Source organism: Halalkalibacter oceani (assembly GCF_040544555.1).
Classification (GTDB): Bacteria; Bacillota; Bacilli; order Bacillales; family Bacillaceae_D; genus Halalkalibacter; species Halalkalibacter oceani.
Window position 1 is genome coordinate 141,044 of the sequence record NZ_JBEPKD010000009.1, and the last position, 15,850, is coordinate 156,893.

Genomic DNA, 15,850 nt, shown 5'->3' on the forward strand with positions numbered 1-15,850 from the left:
ATAGTGCAACGTTAAAGGAGGACTTTTCAATGACAGAAGCAGTGAATAACGAGCAGGGATCGGTCAAGCTGGAGCGGCAGGGAGCCGTCGCCGTTCTCATTCTTTCCCGTACCCATGCGTTGAATGCGATTACATGGGAAATGTATAAGCAGTTTCAAGAATACCTTCAACAATTAGCAGAGGATTCGACAGTGCGGGCATTGGTCATTCGCGGTGATGGCGAGAAAGCGCTTGCTGCTGGAACGGATATTTCCCAATTTGAAGGCTTTACCGGAGCGGACGGAATCGCCTATGAAAAAAGAATTGATAAAATTATTGATGAGCTCGAAAACTTTCCAAAACCAACCATTGCCGCAGTCCACGGGTATGCCGTTGGCGGCGGAATGATGATTTCAGCCACTTGTGATTTGCGCTACGGAACACCAGATGCCCAATTTGGCGCGCCAATGGCGAGAACACTTGGAAACTGCCTCAGTCTGGCAAACTATCAACGGTTAGATCGCCAGCTCGGTTCGATGGTGCTGAAAGACTTACTGTTCACGTCCCGCCTGCTAAAAGCGGAAGAAGCTCTGTCACGCGGCTTTTTAACTGCGATTTTTGATCAGGAGAATTTCTTCGACGAAGTTATGGCCATTGCAGAGCGGATCAGTAAGAACGCCCCATTAACGATTGAAGCGACGAAAGAAGCGCTAAACCGGATCCACCAGACTCAGGCTTCCGCTTTGGATGAAGACAGCTTCGATGATGTCGTTTCCAAAGTGTATGGAAGCGACGACTTTGCCGAAGGCGTAAAAGCCTATATGGAAAAACGCAAGCCTAATTGGCAAGGAAAATAAGCCGTTCAACGGCAGCACTGCCGATTTGCAGGCATGCAGAATGAAGCGAAAGAGAGTGTCCTCCGTTGGATACTCTCTTTTTGCCGTGCGCTTCTCCAACAGAAACAACCATCCATCGTCATTGATGAATGGCTGCTTCGTTCATTGCCGCGTATTATCTTACATGCATCTCATTCGGATGTGAGCCGCGGCGTCTATTGATGTTCAGCTGACTGATCTGTTCGATCTCCTCTGCTGTTAACGCAAAGTCGAATACATTAAAGTTCTCTTCAATTCTTGAAGGTGTTACCGATTTTGGAATAACAATTGTGTTGTTTTGCAAATGCCAGCGCAGCACAACCTGTGCCGGAGTTTTCCCGTGAGCCGCTGCGATTTTTGTAATGACATCGTCCTTTAACACATCCCCGCCCTGTTCAAGCGGGCTCCAAGCCTCAACAAAAATATCATGCTTGGCGCAAAATTCCTTTATTTCTTTTTGAACCAAATATGGATGGCACTCAACCTGGTTAAGCACCGGCTTGACATCACATTCATTCAACAGGCGCTCAAGATGCTCAATCTCAAAGTTACAAACGCCGATCGCTTTTACGCGGCCATCGTTATAAAGCTTTTCAAGCGCTTTATATGTATCTACATATTGATCAAATTTCGGTGTCGGCCAGTGGATCAAATATAAGTCAACATAGTCAAGGCCGAGCCGTTCCAAGCTTTCATCATAGGCGCGCAGCGTATTGTCGTAGCCCTGATCACTATTCCACACTTTTGTCGTAATAAACAATTCCTCGCGCGGAATAGACGATTCCTTCAACGCTTTCCCGACGCCGGCTTCATTTTTGTAAATCATCGCCGTGTCGATGGAGCGGTAGCCGACTTCCAACGCCTTTGCCACAGCTGCCGTTGCTCCGTCATTCTCCACCTGCCATACACCAAATCCAAGTTGAGGCATCTTTAAACCGTTGTTTAAAGTTACAAATTCCATCTTCGCTTCTCTCCTTTTTCTTCATACTTTGATCGTATAGCTTTTGTTACTTCGTCGTATGTTATTCTTGGTGAATGGATGATAGCATGAAATCATCTATTGTTATTTTACAAAAGCTACTATAGTATTGAAAGTAGTGATTTAATTATAATATAGTTAAATTTTGAAAGTAACTTATTTAATGTAAGTAAGGAGAAAGAGGATGAAAACCTATCCATGCAGCATCGAGAAAGCATTGAACATTATCGGAAATAAATGGTCTTTTCTCGTACTTAAGGAACTATATGACGGCAAGAAACGATTTAACGAGCTTAAAAGAACGATTAACGGCATCAGTCCAAACGCGCTGACAACAACGTTAAAGCATCTTGAGAAAAACGCGATTTTAAAGCGGACTGTTTATCCGACGGTTCCCGTCACGGTTGAATATGAACTGACTGAAAAGGGTCAGGCTTTCCACAGCGTGTTAAAGGAAATGAAAAAGTGGGGCGCCGAATGGGGAGATGTCACCCTTTAGACTTCATTGGGGCATCCCCCTGCAGCCCTTCCCCTTCCCTATTATTACATGGAGGAATCAATATCTTGATCAACTTTCTTTTTTATTCCTTTCAGCATAGCCGGCAGAATCAGCACAAGTCCAATAATGACGATAATCACTAATGAAACAGGCCGTTCAAAGAATATTAACCAGTTTCCGCTTGCCGAACTGATCGCCCGGCTCAAATTTTGTTCAATTAAAGGACCCAATATGACCGATAGCACTAAAGGTGCCAGTGGAAAGCCAAACTTTTGCATCCCGATACCGAGCAAGCCAAATAAAAATAGCAGCATTAAATCAAATTGATTCAAATTCAGCCCATATACCCCTAAGACAGCGAAGGCGAGAACACCTACATAAAGCGGGACGCTCGGCAGCTTCAAAATCGAGGCAAACAGCCCGACCAATGGCAGGTTTAAAATCAATAGAAAAATATTCCCGACGTACATACTCGCAATAATCGCCCAAATCAGATCCGGATTTTGCTCCATCATCGCCGGACCCGGCTGAAGTCCATACATCATAAAAATGACAAGCAACAGCGCCGTCGTGGCCGAGCCGGGAATCCCCAAAGTGAACAACGGAACGAACGCGCCGCCAACCGCCGCATTATTTGCTGCTTCCGGACCCGCGACTCCTTCAATCGCCCCTTTGCCGAATTGCTGCGGTCGTTTCGATACTTTCTTTTCCATTGCATAGGACATAAAAGAGGCCAACGATGGACCGATGCCTGGCAAAACCCCAATTAAAAAGCCTAATACAGAACCTCTTCCATATGATTTTCCGGAACGCTTCCAATCATCTTTGGTCATCCAGAGAGAGCCTTCCATTTTTTGCATGTTGCTCATATTTTTATTTTTTTTCGTGACATTCATCAATGCTTCCGGAACAGCAAATAAGGCGATCGCAATTAAGACAAAGTCAATTCCGTCAAGCAAATTCGGAATTCCGAAGGTGAATCTTGACTGTCCTGTCTGTAAATCGATGCCGATTGTCGCAATGGCAAGTCCCAGCAACGTGGATAGATAAGCCTTTAAACGTGAGCCTGTCGTAAAGCTTGTAACCATCGTGATCGCCAAAATCATCAATAAAAAATATTCCGCCGAACCGATAATTTGCGCGGCATTTGCTAACACAGGCGCCAGTGTCATCAGACCAATCACCGACACCGTTCCCCCGACAAATGAGCCGATCGCCGAAGTCGCCAGCGCCGGCTTCGCCCTGCCTTGCTTAGCCATCTCATACCCATCCAGTGTCACAACAACGGCAGAGACATCTCCTGGAGTCCGGACCAGAATGGAGGTGATGGAGCCGCCATACATCGAACCGTAATAAATCCCGCATAACAGGATGAGGCCATTTACAGGAGCCAGCCCATATGACATCGGGATCAAAAGGGCAATGGCTGTGATTGGACCAATTCCAGGCAGAATTCCAATCAATGTTCCGATCAACACCCCTAAAAAGGCAAATAACAGCGTTTCTAAAGACATCATTTGACCGAAACCTGTTAGTAGATTTGAAAAGATCTCAGACATTGTAACCCCCCTTTAAAAAATAGTCCCCGAAGGCAAATAAACGGATAAAATATGGTTAAATAAAAAATAGATGACGAGCGGAAAAAGGATGGAATAAAGCGTATTTCGAACCCATTTCTTTTTTTCCAAAAACATCGTCATACCGAAAATAAATAGAAAAGTAGATAATAGATAGCCGAACGAAATGAAAATGGAAATGTAGAGGAGCAGCATCAGCAGTAGAACAATGACCTTACGTCTCGTTCTTTTTAATGAACCGCCCTCTTCCTCATGCGATTGTTCTGCCTGCGGCTCAGCTCCCCTTTGCTGCCGTTGTTCCTTCAATCCGGATAGGAGTAGTACGGCTGAAATAATCATTAACAGAACACCAATCGTCAAAGGGAAAATCCGGGCGCCAATCTGATGCGCTGTTGCGGAAGAAGGAATACCGTATGCTAAAATCGTAAAGATTATGGCTCCGATTAGAACCACACTTCCTGACATAACGTTTTTATTCATAAGAACCTCCTCGCCTTTTGACCGTAAACGTTTGGGTATGGGCACACCCATACCCAAACGGTATATTTGCTGAAAATATCTGATGACAGATACTGAATATTCTTATTTTTCCACTTATTCAAGTTCCCCTGTTTGCTCCATTCCTGTTCTTAAGAGCTCATTTGAGCTGTCGAGGAACTGTTTGAATTCATCGCCCTTTTTAAACTCGGTCGACCATTGGTTGCTCTCTGCCAGCTCATTCCATGTGTCTGTCTGCAGGGCTTTTTCGATCGTCTCCTCCCAAAATGCCACTGCCTCCGGTGCCATATCTGGCGCTCCCATTACACCTCTCCAGTTACCAAATACGACATCAATGCCTTGCTCTGCTGCAGTCGGCACGTCGCTGAAAACCCCACCTAGCCGCTCTTCACTCGTTACCGTCAACGCCCGAAGCTGACCTGCTTCTACTTGTCCAATGAGTTCCTTCGGTCCTGATACGCCGGCTTGAACATCGCCGTTTAACAACGCATTTGAAATTTCACCGCCGCCATCATAAAGGACAAAGTTAATATTTTTAGCATCGCCGCCCGCTTCGTCAACCATTAACGCAAAAGGAAGACGGTCATCGGCGCCGGAACCAATCGGAATATTATCCTCCTTCACCGCCTGTAATAAATCGTCCAACGTTTCATAAGGCGAATCATGGGGCACTACAACCGCATAATAGTCAATCATAAGCTGAGCAATCATCGTCACATCCTCATAGCTGTACTCAGAGTTCCCGCGCAAATAATTGTACATAATCGGACTCGACGTCACGCTGATTTTGTTTACTTCTTCCGGATTTCTCGTCACAAGCTGCGCCAGAGAAACAGCGCCGTCTGCCCCATTTTCATTAACAACCGGTACCGGAAAATCAACCAACTCTTCCTGCTGCAACGTTTCAGCCAACGCCCGCGCCGTTAAATCCCAGCCGCTTCCCGGCGCAGCAGGGGCGACAATCTCCACGGCCCTTCCATCCGCGTAAACGGATTCACCGCTTGATGCCTGTTCATTCCCTTCCGGCTGCTCAGCAGGCTGTTCACCAGCCTGAGGCTCTCCTTCCGTCTCTGCCCCTCCGCATGCGGAGATGACCAACAACATCAAACAAAAAGTGATAAACAGTGCTGGATGCATCTTTTCTTTTTTCATTTCCTTCACCTCTACTCAATTAATCTAGCGCTCCCATCCTCACCTATCCTATTTGAATGAGTCTCTACGTTCTGCCACTCTGAAAAGCCTCCCAAAAAAGAAACCGCTTACATTTCTTTTGAAAATATTCCTTTCATCTGCTCACTCCTATCCATTGCTTCCCGGTTTCCATCGCTCTTTCACTTGCGAACCACCCCCTTTCATTCTGCACAATACTCTTCTTCGAATTTTTTCATAATATACTGTAAGTCACTTAATAAGTGAGCTTTCATTAATTGGTCGGATTTTTCAGCATCTTTGTTGGAAATCGCTTCAAAAATCGCTTCATGCTCTTCCAGCCAGTTCGGTTTAACACCGTAGGAATTAAGAATGCTTCTGCTCCAAATGCTTTGATCTTTTATTTGATTCATCAAATGGATGAGCGATGCGTTTCGGCTTGAATGGACAATTGTTTCATGGAAGATCGTGTTTTTCTTGATCATCTGCTTAATATCTCCTTTTTGAAAATATTGCTTTGCAAGAATGAGCGATTCTTCCAGCATAATGCGGTCATTTGTCTCCATATTTAGCGCGGCTTTTCCAGCAGCCAAACCTTCTAACACAGCTCTGCATTCATATAGCTCAACGATTTTCGCCTGATTTAAATCAATCACTTTCGTTCCAATGGAAGATTGATAGGTGACAAACCCTTCGTTTTCCAGCTTTCTTAATGCTTCCCGCACCGGCGTTCTGCTTGTATGAAATCGTTCTGCCAGCTTCATTTCCCGCAAGTGTTCATTTGGTAATAATTCCCCCGTTATAATTGCCTGTTTGATTAAGCTGTACACTTGCTCATGTAAACTTTGATCTTTTTCCATTTATTATCCACTACCTATCAATTAAATTGTATTCAATCCACCTATATTGTATTCAATTTATTTTTTTGTCTTCAATTAACTAATTTGTATTCAATCATAATTAGCTCGCATTGTCAATAATATTCAGAATTTTATGTTCTTTACTGAAATCAAATCGGGAAAAAAGCAAAAAAACCGCATCAAAGAGATGACACAGTTTTTTTATTAAGCAGCCTGTCGACAAAGTCTCGCAAAAGCGAGACGGTCGACAGGCTTTTTTTGGTAGTCAGGGTTTGGCTCTTCGACCTCGCTCCCGATGGGGGGCACGCTTTCCGCAGGAAGGCGTTGAACTAACCGGCACGCCGGTGGATTTCAACCTGCCCTCTCCTCCTGCCGGAGTCGGCCCTCCCATCCCGTCCGCTTTTTCTTGTGCGGTACCGTGAGTACAGCTCCAATCCGAGTGTGTGTCAGAACTGTCCTCGAAAAAATTTCATGCAGGCAATGCTTGGTTTTGCTGCCATGTAGCCGGAAAACCATACGAAAAATGCAAACATACTAAGATTAGTGGTAAGTCATCAAGTTCACTATATGCCTATAGAAGCCGTGATTGTATTGCGCAGGCTCCGGATATCGCTAATTGGCGGCAAGCCGAACATTCGCGCATATTCCCGGCTGAATTGTGATGGACTTTCATACCCGACGATGAACCCGGCTTCTGCTGCATCGAGATTTTCAGCAAAGAGCAGTTGACGTGCTTTTTGCAGCCGGATTTTCTTCTGGTTTTCATTGTAAAGCAAGCAACGGGGCGGAAGGATGTCCCTTTTTCGGTATCCTCCTGTCGCCTTCCCTGTCTGTTTCCTGGCACTTTTCCCAGTATCACCGCGCTTCGGTCGTTCATGTCTTTGCTTTCTTTCCGTTGGCTCTTCCATAATGAAAACATACCGCTAGACACCAAATAACACATTGACCAGATAAAGGATGAACGGAATCGTCAGCAGCGAGAAGACGGTGGAATAAATTGTTGCCATCAGCCCTGTCGTTTCATCGTTCGTATAGCGCGCAAGAAGGACAGGCGCCAGCGTAATCGTCGGCATCGCCAGCAGCACATAAGTAACCTTTCGCACCATTTCCGGCAACGGAAAAAAGCTTAAGAGAGCGATCGTCAGCAATGGAATTAGCAGCAGCTTCATCACCAGCGAAAGGCTGACAAATTTCACCGGAATGTTAATCTTCTTGCGGAAAAATTCGGGTATGAGCAGCCCAATATAAATCATCGCCAACGGCGCGGCGAGACTCGCCAGAAACGCGGCCAAATTTTTTGCAATCAGAGGCGGCTCAAATCCAATCAACGCGATCACAAAGCCGGTGATAACCGCCAGGAACGGCAGATTAATAAGCGTTTTCATCCTTTTCAGGGAAAACCCGCTTCCTTCTTGAAGCATGATCACGACGAGAGAGAAGACGACGACATCCAAACCAGCATCAAAAATCCCGGCGAGCAGCCCGCCAGTCGGACCAAATAATTCCGAGCAAAGCGGAATGCCGATAAACCCGGAATTGCCGACCCCCGCCAAAACAGCAAACTTTTTCGCCTTGATGGAGCGGAAGCCAAACAAATGCGCGGCCCCCCAGCTAAGTGTCAGACAAAAAATGTTCAACGCAATCGAGAGCAGAAAGATCGTAAGCATCATTCCGAGTAAACCGTCGTCTATTTTCGTGTTGAAGATCCCGTTTAAGATGACAGCCGGGATCGCTATATTTATGATAATGATCATTAACAGCTTTTTTGCATCTTGCGTAATCGTTATTCTTGATCCAATCAACATGCCAAGCACCACGACAAAGCCGAGCATGCTGATTGACGTCACTACACTCATCATATTCATTATGTGTCACCTGCTGTTTCTACCTTTTTTATGTTATGTGTCATTTTTTAGAACGCCGGTGGCGTCACGGAAAATAAAATCGATGCTGGTTGCTGAAAGTCATTTTCCCATTTGTGTTTCATTTGCGCCGGAATCTTCACACTGTCGCCGGCTTCCAATACATATGCCTCATCATTTAAATAAACTTTGACCTTGCCCTCCAGCACATAGGCGACCTCCTCCGCCTTGTGCGCCAGCAGCTTTTCAGACGAAGCAGCCTTCGGCGGAACGTGCAAAATAGCTGTTCCCAATGTGCCCGTAAAGTCCGGCGAAACAAGCTCATAGGCTAAATCCTCGATCACCATCTTCTTCCGCTGACCGGCGCGCACGACTAAATCGGCCGTCGGCGTATCCTCCATTAAAAAATGGAACGTCGGCACATCGAGCGCTTTGGCGACTACGCGAAGTGTCGTAATCGACGGATTAGCCAGCCCCCGTTCAATCTGACTTAACATTGATGGCGTAATCTCGGCCACCCTCGCCAGCTCCCGGATGCTCCAGCCCTTCTCTTTCCTGTACTTTTCGACCTTCTTCCCGATATCAATATTCTCCATGGCAGCATTCTCCTTACATACGAACCGATTTTGTTAATTACAGATTAACATACGTTAAATATAATTTCACTATTAAATTTTTTTAAACAAAAAAAGAGGGTGTCATACGAGACCACTGAAAAAGTGTAAATCGTCCTTTTTCAGCAGATTCGTGCATACACCGCTCTTGAAATAGACTCCGTTAAGTTATTGCTTTGTTCGCATCAGCCTCCCTTGCACTTAGCGACCTTCATCCTTATCATACCAATAGGCAAGGAATTTGTAGGCTCCCCATTTATCATAGACGCTTTCCATTTTGCGTCCCTTTACCTTTTCACCGTTGAAGTATTTTGTCATAACATGTGCTTTATAATCAGAATCAACCGGTAAGGAATCATATTTTCCAAGTATCATGGAAAGAGTATTGAACGCATAGGGACCGACACCTTTAATCTCGATTAATTTTGCCAAGCTGTCTGTAGCGGAGGTAAGTCCCTCCAGCTTAAAAGCCGGGTCCAGCGCTTTTTCAGCAGCATCAATGATATAGGTACTGCGATAGCCGACTCGTATTTGTTCTTTTAAAAAGGCTTCGCCTGCTTCCAGGATTCTCTCCGGTCCGGGAAAAATTTTATACTCCTGTTGATTGATAGGTAGTGTCTCTCCGAGCTGAACGACGAGGTTCCGAGCCATATTGATCGTCTGTCCCCACCTCGTATTCGTTGTTAAAATCACTTTAACAACATCCTCAAAAAGTGTCGGCGAGCGCAAAAGTCGGCCTCTTCCATTATGAGGGAGATGAAGCAGCTCTTTAAAGTCGCTACACATCGTATAAAAGGGTTCAAATGTCTCGTCCAGCCTGAACATCCACGCTACCTGCTCCTTGATGTCCTGCTGATCCGCATCATCCAAAGGGGCTTCACTTTCCATCTCAAGCTGCAAATGATGCTCAAGCTTGGAGATACGAACAAGCGCCTTTTTCTGATTGCGCAATCTTACTGGGCGGCTAAGTATGTGTCGCTGATCGTCCCACTCATTCGGAGAGAGCATCCACCAGCCGTGATCGGTTACCGCCGCTGCGAAATTAAAATCCTCCTGCAAAGGAATTTTCATCGTCGAAATCATCCTTTTTCTTCTATATTACCATTTATCCTCCAATTAAAAAGAGTCCGTTTTAGAAAAAAATAAAAAGCGGGTTATAAAAAAAAGTTATCCCGCTTAAATGTGTTCGTCCAAGCAGCTTTTATCCCACAATCAACCTGAACTATTGGAGAAAATGATTTGACAGAAGCGTTATTAGATGATAAATTTTGATCGACCAATCAAAATAAATATTGATCAATCAAATTGGAGTTGATCGCTGTGAGTAATAATGTAGATGAATTTCGTGACTTTCCCCGTTGGCTTCAACGTATGATCCCATTCATAAGCGTGATGTTAGCGATGCTTGCCTTTTCATATGCGTTATATCTATACAACCAAGAGTCATTAGGATTTGTACACTGGGTTCGTTTGATTGTTTTTACGATGATAAGTGTGGTGTTACTTCTTTCTGCTATTCTTTATTTTTTTCGTGCAGAGTTGGCTTGGAAATGGTTCATTGGCGGGTTAGGGTTGTTGCCTATCCTGCTCCTGCTGCAGCTTATTCTATTTCTTATGACGATGATAAAAATGGTGATTGCTTCCCTCTTTCAAGGAAGCCTTCCTGAACCGGTTCGATTGTTTATTGAAAACTACCCAAGCCCATTTGATAGTGTGATCCTAGCAGTGCTTTTTATCGCGGGGCTAGTATGGCTCATTCAAAAGCTGAAAAAACAAAAAACGAAGGAAAGGGAGGAATGATTATGGCGGATCGACCGTCGTTTATAGCGGAAGCAAGAAGAGAACAAATTATAAAAGCGACGATTGAAGTATTGGATGAAATCGGCTATGTCAATATTAGTTTGGCTAAAATCGCCAAAAAAGCGAAGATCAGTACGGGATTAATTTCCTATCATTTTAACGACAAGGAGGATGTGCTCAATCACACATTATTTTATTTAGTAAAAACGCAATTTGATTATATTAAAGAACGAGTCTCCAAAAAAACATCGGCCTATGATCAACTCGTTACTTTTATTGAGGCTTCGTTAGCTTATCATCAGACGCATAGCGTCAATAATATCGCCCTGCTGGAGATTCTCTTTAATGCCCGTACGGAGGATCATATTCCCTATTATAAATTATCAGCGGAGGAAGAAGATCCTTTGTATGTCTATTTGCAGGAGATTTTACAGTATGGACAAGAGACAAACGAGTTTTCCAAGTTTCAACCAAAAAGCCTTTCTACTATGCTACAAGGAGCCATCTCTGAAAGTATGCTTGTGAATGGAGAAGAATTTAACCTGGAAGAATACAAAAATGACTTAGTGACGATGGTGACAAAAATCGTTACGTAAAATGGGGAGGCTTATTTATGACTGAATTGGATGCTGCTGAAACAGCTAAAAAACAACGGGCGCTATCTTTAGATATCGCCCGGGGCTCGATGCTCTTTTTGATTATCCTTTCGCATATCCCCCTGTTTTTATACATGATAGAACCGGGCGTGCTAACGAAAGTCGCTGGTAGTACCGCTTTAGATCATTTGTTGAATGTTTTAATGGAAATCATCGTAGATAACCGGGCGCGCCCCTTATTCGCCATCCTGTTTGGTTACGGGCTGGTCATGATTTACCGTAAGCAACAGGAAAGAAAAGATGCCGCTGAAGCAAAACGGATTATAAAAAGACGGTGCTGGTACTTCATCGTATTTGGCGCCATACTCGCTGGTGTTGCCGGTGGGCAGGATATTCTCATGACGTATGGGATTGCCGGTCTCCTACTCGTTTCCAGTTTAAACAAGGACAACAGCAAAATTCTAAAATATGTCCTTGTTTCTACAATGATATGTCTCCTGTATATCCCCCTTTTGTGGGGCGGTATTTTACTTGGCAATCAAGCTTACGGCTTGCCAATAGAATTAACCGGTCAAGAAACATACGTGAACACCTTTCTTGAAGGGCTAATTGCTATCCCTATCATTCCCTTGTTTACTCATCTCTTCTTTCCGGTGATCCCCTCCGTCCTAATGGGCATTTGGCTCGGAAATAGAAATCTCTTAAGTAAGCCGCATGACCATATCAAACTGCTGAAGCAATTAACGATTGGCGGTCTCACCCTTTCACTTGCGGGCGCCATCCCACTAGTACTGATTAATGATGTTTGGTTTCCCGGCTTTTTCGCTGCAGGGATTGCATACGGGGTCCATATTATTACCGGTTTCGCAGGCGGTGTTGGGTATGCTGCACTGTTTGGGTTGTTAGGAATCACGATAAAAAAGCACGGCACGATTGTTAAAGCGATCACGGCCATGGGGAAACGCTCGCTTACCTTTTTTGTCACACATGAAGTTTTGATTGTACTCTTCCTGTCGCCGATCGCTTTCAATTTGGGGGCAGTCTTAACTGTCACCACTTCCGTCCTATTCGGTTTCGCGATGTGGGTCGTGACGTTATCAGTCGCCTACTTGATGGATCGTCGTCAAATCGAGGGACCATTAGAGCGATACATGCGTTATGTAACGTATAAAAAAGGATAGGAACAAAAATGCCGGGATAAAAAACATTAATCCTCCTTTTCGCATGCTATCTTTGTATCTTTCATCGTACATTCTACAGGTACTCCTTTCTTCCCAAAAGGAAGTGGGGAATTAGAGGGGAAAAATAGAATCATGTCGAATGTACATTAGAAAAGTACGAGGCGCTTGGGGGTGAAGTCGTGAGTCTGGAGATCGGGATGTTTTTGATTTTGCTCGTTGCGACGCTTATCACGCTCTTCATTTCCATTCTGGCAAATCGCAGACGGGATCAACTTTCCAGATACTTCGCTTTGATTATGCTGGCCATCTCGTTTTATTCACTCGGCTACGGCTTTGAAATCATCAGCACAAGTCTTGCTCAGGCGAAGTTTTGGCTTAATGTGCAATATATCGGCATTCCGTTTATTTCAACCTTTTGGCTGATGATGGTGATGGGCTTTACAGGGCATCTGGCTTCCTTAAAAAAATGGGTCGTACCGCTCTTATTCATCATCCCTGTCTGTACGTTGATCCTTTATTATACGAATGATTTCCATCATCTTTATTACCGCGATATCCAGTTTGAACCGGACAGCACCCACCTGTCGTCCATTCTTTTATTCAAAGGGCCGTGGTATTGGATCCATATTACACATTCCTATCTTTTGAATGCAATCAGTGTCATCTTATTCATCGTGATGTTCACAAAGGCGTTGCCGATTGTTCGCAAGCAACAGCTCGTGTTAATGTTCGGCGCTATCGCTCCATGGTCGGCTAATCTCATCTATGTGTTCATGCCTGACAAAGTGAATATGGACATGACACCGCTTGGCTTTACGGTCACAGGGCTCGTCTACATGTGGGGAATCTACCGCTTCAATTTGCTGCGCCTCGTTCCCATCGCTTATCAGACGATATTCGAGACGATGCAGGACGGCGCGGTCATTATTGACGATGCTCATAAGATTACCCATGTGAATCAAGCCGCCAAAGAGATTTTTCAACCATTGCAAAAATGGAAAGGCGAGACGGTGTCCGTACAACAAATCTTTGCGTCGCATCCTGATCTGTTAGCGTTCATACACTCTACGGAAAGCGGCGAAACCCGGCTATCGATTCGGAAAGGAGCGGAAACTTGCCACTATCAAGTGAAGATGTCCATTATGGTGGATAAATGGCGGATCACGCTCGGAAAAATCATCATCTTTACCGATATGACACAAATCGTCTTGTATCAGGAGCAGCTTCTTACCAACGCGAAACAATTAAAGGAAACACAAGCCTTCAAGGATAAGCTGTTTGCGGTAATCACTCACGACATTCGCGATCCCCTCGCTTTGTTGATCAACTTGACGGAGCTTATCGAAGAGGATTATATCGATTCGACCAGCGAACAATCCCGTGTTTTTCGAGAAGTCAGCAGTCGAGTCCGGGGTACCTATCTCCTCGTGGAGAATCTGCTCGATTGGTTCCGGAGCCAGAAGGGAGAGATCCATTTCAAACCGCTCATGTGGGAGCTCGAACCGATCGTCCGCCATGTTGTTCACGAGATAGAGCCTCGCGCGGAGATCAAGCAAATCAGGTTGTCTATGACCATTCAGGAAGATGTACACGTCTATGCGGATAAAGAAATGCTGGAAATGATCCTTCGTAATCTGTTGTTCAATGCGATTAAGTTTACAGAAACGGGCGAAAAGGTTCACCTCACGTTCACCAGGATAGCTGATTCCGTGACCATTTCTGTCCGCGACTCGGGTACCGGTGTCGATCCCGTGGTCGGCCAATCGCTATTTCACAAGGTGCAGGAAATTTCCTCGCCGGGCACAGACGGTGAACAAGGAACGGGATTAGGTTTATACCTTTGCGGGAAGCTCGTTCGCTTGCACGGAGGCGACATCTGGTATGAATCAAATCCGGGACGAGGCAGCACATTTTGCTTCACGCTCCCAGTTGATGAATCGTCGAGCTTACGTCAGAGGACGAGGAGAGAGGTGGACGCCTGATGAAAGTGATTATTATTGACGATGAGAGTGCTATGCATCTCATCATGACAAGGATGCTTGGCAAGCTCCCTGACCTTGAAGTCGCAGGATGCTTCTCCGATACGGCCTCCGCCTCGAGGTTTATCGCACAGCATGAAGTTCATATAGCGTTCGTCGATATCAGCATGCCGCAGGAAAGCGGGATGCAGTTCGCGGAACGGATGGCGATGAACCATCCTGATCTGTATATCATCTTCGTCACCTCGCATAAGGATTATGCACTTGACGCGTTCGAATTATCCGCGCTTGATTATATCGTAAAGCCGGTTTCTTTGGAGCGAATCGAGAAGGCGGTCACCCGGGCGAAAGCGGTGCATCAGTTCAATCGAACTTCCGTGGTCGAACCGGCGGCGAATTCAGTTCAAATCTACACATTGGGAGGGCTTGAGGTAAGAACGTCTGCCGGCAGTGTGAGATGGATTTCCCGCAAAAGTTCAGAGCTGTTCGGGTTCTTGTTGCTGCATCGCAGGCGGATCGTAACGAGAGCGAGGATCATTCATGAAGTGTTCGCCGATACATCGACCAAGAATGCAGAGACTTATCTTAATACGTCAATCTATCAGTTAAGAAAAGCATTGGATCCTCATGGGTTGAAATCTATCATTCAATCAGATGCGGACGGATATGGAATGAATCTCGACAAGGCCACTATCGATCATCTCGAATTTGAAGATCGATTGAAAAAACTGGAGGTGATTGAAGCCGCTAATCTGCCATTCGCTTTGGATACCGAGAAGATGTATGTCGGGGATCTGTTTGGAGAAAAAGGATTCGGTTGGGCGTTGCATGAGGTCGAGCGCTTATCCGTTTTGTACAACGCCTTTGTCAAAAAGGTAGGAAACGCGCTTCTGGAGCAAACCAAAGTCGAGAAAGCGATCCTGCTGCTGAATAAGCTCTTCCATCGAAATGAACTGGATGAAGAGACGGTCATGCTACTTCTTCGCGCTTATGCCGCGAAAAAGGATCGAATATCGTTTACGAAACTGTATCGAGGGTATACGAAAGCATTGCGTCTGGACCTTGGCATCGCTCCATCCAAGGAATTGGAAGAGTTGTACGAGCGCCTTCGATCGTCATTTCGTATTGGATAAAGCCGAGCGGATTTCGCTGTAAAAAAAGGAACTCCTTCAACTCCTAGTTTCATCGTTGAAGGATTCCTTTTTCTCGATTTAGAGCAGCACGGCAAGCATCCTTAGACTTATTTCTCCTAAATAAAGCATAAAAAATGTGACTTTTACCATATTATTGCCTCATCTTTAATCATATCGTTGCCCCCATAGATATACGAAGGCTTAGGAAACAATTACAAAATTTAAAATATCATGCTTTTCAATTTAAAATATGGAAGTAATAAAAAAAG

At 45.0% G+C, this 15,850-nt stretch carries 15 protein-coding genes and 1 pseudogene; 7 read left to right on the forward strand and 9 right to left on the reverse strand.

Annotated features, from left to right (window positions below):
• Positions 1-29: 29 nt before the first annotated feature.
• Positions 30-836 carry an enoyl-CoA hydratase gene (locus ABMB67_RS12190; RefSeq protein WP_354572217.1) on the forward strand — a complete coding sequence of 269 codons (807 nt, stop codon included), beginning with the start codon at positions 30-32 and terminating at the stop codon, positions 834-836.
• 154 nt (positions 837-990) lie between these two features.
• On the opposite strand, the gene ABMB67_RS12195 is transcribed toward ABMB67_RS12190, so the two are convergent.
• Positions 991-1,815, reverse strand: coding sequence for an aldo/keto reductase (locus ABMB67_RS12195; protein WP_354572218.1), 825 nt, complete (start codon positions 1,813-1,815; stop codon positions 991-993).
• 202 nt (positions 1,816-2,017) lie between these two features.
• Between ABMB67_RS12195 and ABMB67_RS12200 the strand changes: the two genes are divergently transcribed.
• Positions 2,018-2,332, forward strand: coding sequence for a winged helix-turn-helix transcriptional regulator (locus ABMB67_RS12200; RefSeq protein WP_354572219.1), 315 nt, complete (start codon positions 2,018-2,020; stop codon positions 2,330-2,332).
• A gap of 44 nt (positions 2,333-2,376) precedes the next feature.
• Here ABMB67_RS12200 and ABMB67_RS12205 read toward each other — a convergent pair whose 3' ends face one another.
• From ABMB67_RS12205 to ABMB67_RS12240, 8 genes and pseudogenes are all read right to left on the reverse strand, one after another.
• Positions 2,377-3,891, reverse strand: coding sequence for a tripartite tricarboxylate transporter permease (locus ABMB67_RS12205; RefSeq protein ID WP_354572220.1), 1,515 nt, complete (start codon positions 3,889-3,891; stop codon positions 2,377-2,379).
• Between the two features lie 12 nt (positions 3,892-3,903).
• Positions 3,904-4,389 carry a tripartite tricarboxylate transporter TctB family protein gene (locus tag ABMB67_RS12210; RefSeq protein WP_354572221.1) on the reverse strand — a complete coding sequence of 162 codons (486 nt, stop codon included), beginning with the start codon at positions 4,387-4,389 and terminating at the stop codon, positions 3,904-3,906.
• A 114-nt stretch (positions 4,390-4,503) separates the two neighbouring features.
• Complete coding sequence (locus ABMB67_RS12215; RefSeq protein WP_354572222.1) at positions 4,504-5,559, reverse strand: tripartite tricarboxylate transporter substrate binding protein; 1,056 nt, start codon at positions 5,557-5,559, stop codon at positions 4,504-4,506.
• Between the two features lie 200 nt (positions 5,560-5,759).
• Entirely contained in the window at positions 5,760-6,416 is a 657-nt protein-coding gene (locus ABMB67_RS12220; RefSeq protein WP_354572223.1) for a GntR family transcriptional regulator, read from the reverse strand.
• 563 nt (positions 6,417-6,979) lie between these two features.
• A pseudogene (locus ABMB67_RS12225) lies at positions 6,980-7,174 on the reverse strand (helix-turn-helix domain-containing protein); the annotation flags it as partial.
• A gap of 165 nt (positions 7,175-7,339) precedes the next feature.
• Positions 7,340-8,281, reverse strand: a complete 942-nt coding sequence (locus tag ABMB67_RS12230) for an AEC family transporter (protein ID WP_354572224.1) — start codon at positions 8,279-8,281, stop codon at positions 7,340-7,342.
• 47 nt (positions 8,282-8,328) lie between these two features.
• Complete coding sequence (locus tag ABMB67_RS12235; protein ID WP_354572225.1) at positions 8,329-8,874, reverse strand: cupin domain-containing protein; 546 nt, start codon at positions 8,872-8,874, stop codon at positions 8,329-8,331.
• A gap of 219 nt (positions 8,875-9,093) precedes the next feature.
• Complete coding sequence (locus ABMB67_RS12240) at positions 9,094-9,963, reverse strand: DNA-3-methyladenine glycosylase family protein (protein ID WP_354572226.1); 870 nt, start codon at positions 9,961-9,963, stop codon at positions 9,094-9,096.
• A gap of 249 nt (positions 9,964-10,212) precedes the next feature.
• On the opposite strand from ABMB67_RS12240, the gene ABMB67_RS12245 reads away from it, so the two are divergent.
• The 5 genes from ABMB67_RS12245 (at position 10,213) to ABMB67_RS12265 (ending at position 15,581) form a co-directional block, all read left to right on the forward strand.
• Entirely contained in the window at positions 10,213-10,692 is a 480-nt protein-coding gene (locus tag ABMB67_RS12245) for a hypothetical protein (protein WP_354572227.1), read from the forward strand.
• A 2-nt stretch (positions 10,693-10,694) separates the two neighbouring features.
• Complete coding sequence (locus tag ABMB67_RS12250; protein ID WP_354572228.1) at positions 10,695-11,288, forward strand: TetR/AcrR family transcriptional regulator; 594 nt, start codon at positions 10,695-10,697, stop codon at positions 11,286-11,288.
• Positions 11,289-11,305: 17 nt separating this feature from the next.
• On the forward strand, positions 11,306-12,469 hold the full coding sequence (locus tag ABMB67_RS12255; RefSeq protein WP_354572229.1) for a DUF418 domain-containing protein: 1,164 nt from the start codon (positions 11,306-11,308) through the stop codon (positions 12,467-12,469).
• 179 nt (positions 12,470-12,648) lie between these two features.
• Positions 12,649-14,451: a histidine kinase N-terminal 7TM domain-containing protein gene (locus tag ABMB67_RS12260; RefSeq protein ID WP_354572230.1), complete on the forward strand. Its 1,803-nt coding sequence runs from the start codon at positions 12,649-12,651 to the stop codon at positions 14,449-14,451.
• Positions 14,451-15,581, forward strand: a complete 1,131-nt coding sequence (locus ABMB67_RS12265; RefSeq protein ID WP_354572231.1) for a response regulator — start codon at positions 14,451-14,453, stop codon at positions 15,579-15,581. Before ABMB67_RS12260 ends, ABMB67_RS12265 begins: the two co-directional genes overlap by 1 nt.
• The last annotated feature ends 269 nt before the right edge of the window (positions 15,582-15,850 follow it).

Bases quoted from the DNA above. Each gene is read 5' to 3' on its own strand.
- ABMB67_RS12190 (WP_354572217.1), top strand. From the start codon at position 30: ATGACAGAAGCAGTGAATAACGAGCAGGGATCGGTCAAGCTGGAGCGG.
- ABMB67_RS12195 (WP_354572218.1), bottom strand. From the start codon at position 1,815: ATGGAATTTGTAACTTTAAACAACGGTTTAAAGATGCCTCAACTTGGA.
- ABMB67_RS12200 (WP_354572219.1), top strand. From the start codon at position 2,018: ATGAAAACCTATCCATGCAGCATCGAGAAAGCATTGAACATTATCGGA.
- ABMB67_RS12205 (WP_354572220.1), bottom strand. From the start codon at position 3,891: ATGTCTGAGATCTTTTCAAATCTACTAACAGGTTTCGGTCAAATGATG.
- ABMB67_RS12210 (WP_354572221.1), bottom strand. From the start codon at position 4,389: ATGAATAAAAACGTTATGTCAGGAAGTGTGGTTCTAATCGGAGCCATA.
- ABMB67_RS12215 (WP_354572222.1), bottom strand. From the start codon at position 5,559: ATGAAAAAAGAAAAGATGCATCCAGCACTGTTTATCACTTTTTGTTTG.
- ABMB67_RS12220 (WP_354572223.1), bottom strand. From the start codon at position 6,416: ATGGAAAAAGATCAAAGTTTACATGAGCAAGTGTACAGCTTAATCAAA.
- ABMB67_RS12230 (WP_354572224.1), bottom strand. From the start codon at position 8,281: ATGAATATGATGAGTGTAGTGACGTCAATCAGCATGCTCGGCTTTGTC.
- ABMB67_RS12235 (WP_354572225.1), bottom strand. From the start codon at position 8,874: ATGGAGAATATTGATATCGGGAAGAAGGTCGAAAAGTACAGGAAAGAG.
- ABMB67_RS12240 (WP_354572226.1), bottom strand. From the start codon at position 9,963: ATGAAAATTCCTTTGCAGGAGGATTTTAATTTCGCAGCGGCGGTAACC.
- ABMB67_RS12250 (WP_354572228.1), top strand. From the start codon at position 10,695: ATGGCGGATCGACCGTCGTTTATAGCGGAAGCAAGAAGAGAACAAATT.
- ABMB67_RS12255 (WP_354572229.1), top strand. From the start codon at position 11,306: ATGACTGAATTGGATGCTGCTGAAACAGCTAAAAAACAACGGGCGCTA.
- ABMB67_RS12265 (WP_354572231.1), top strand. From the start codon at position 14,451: ATGAAAGTGATTATTATTGACGATGAGAGTGCTATGCATCTCATCATG.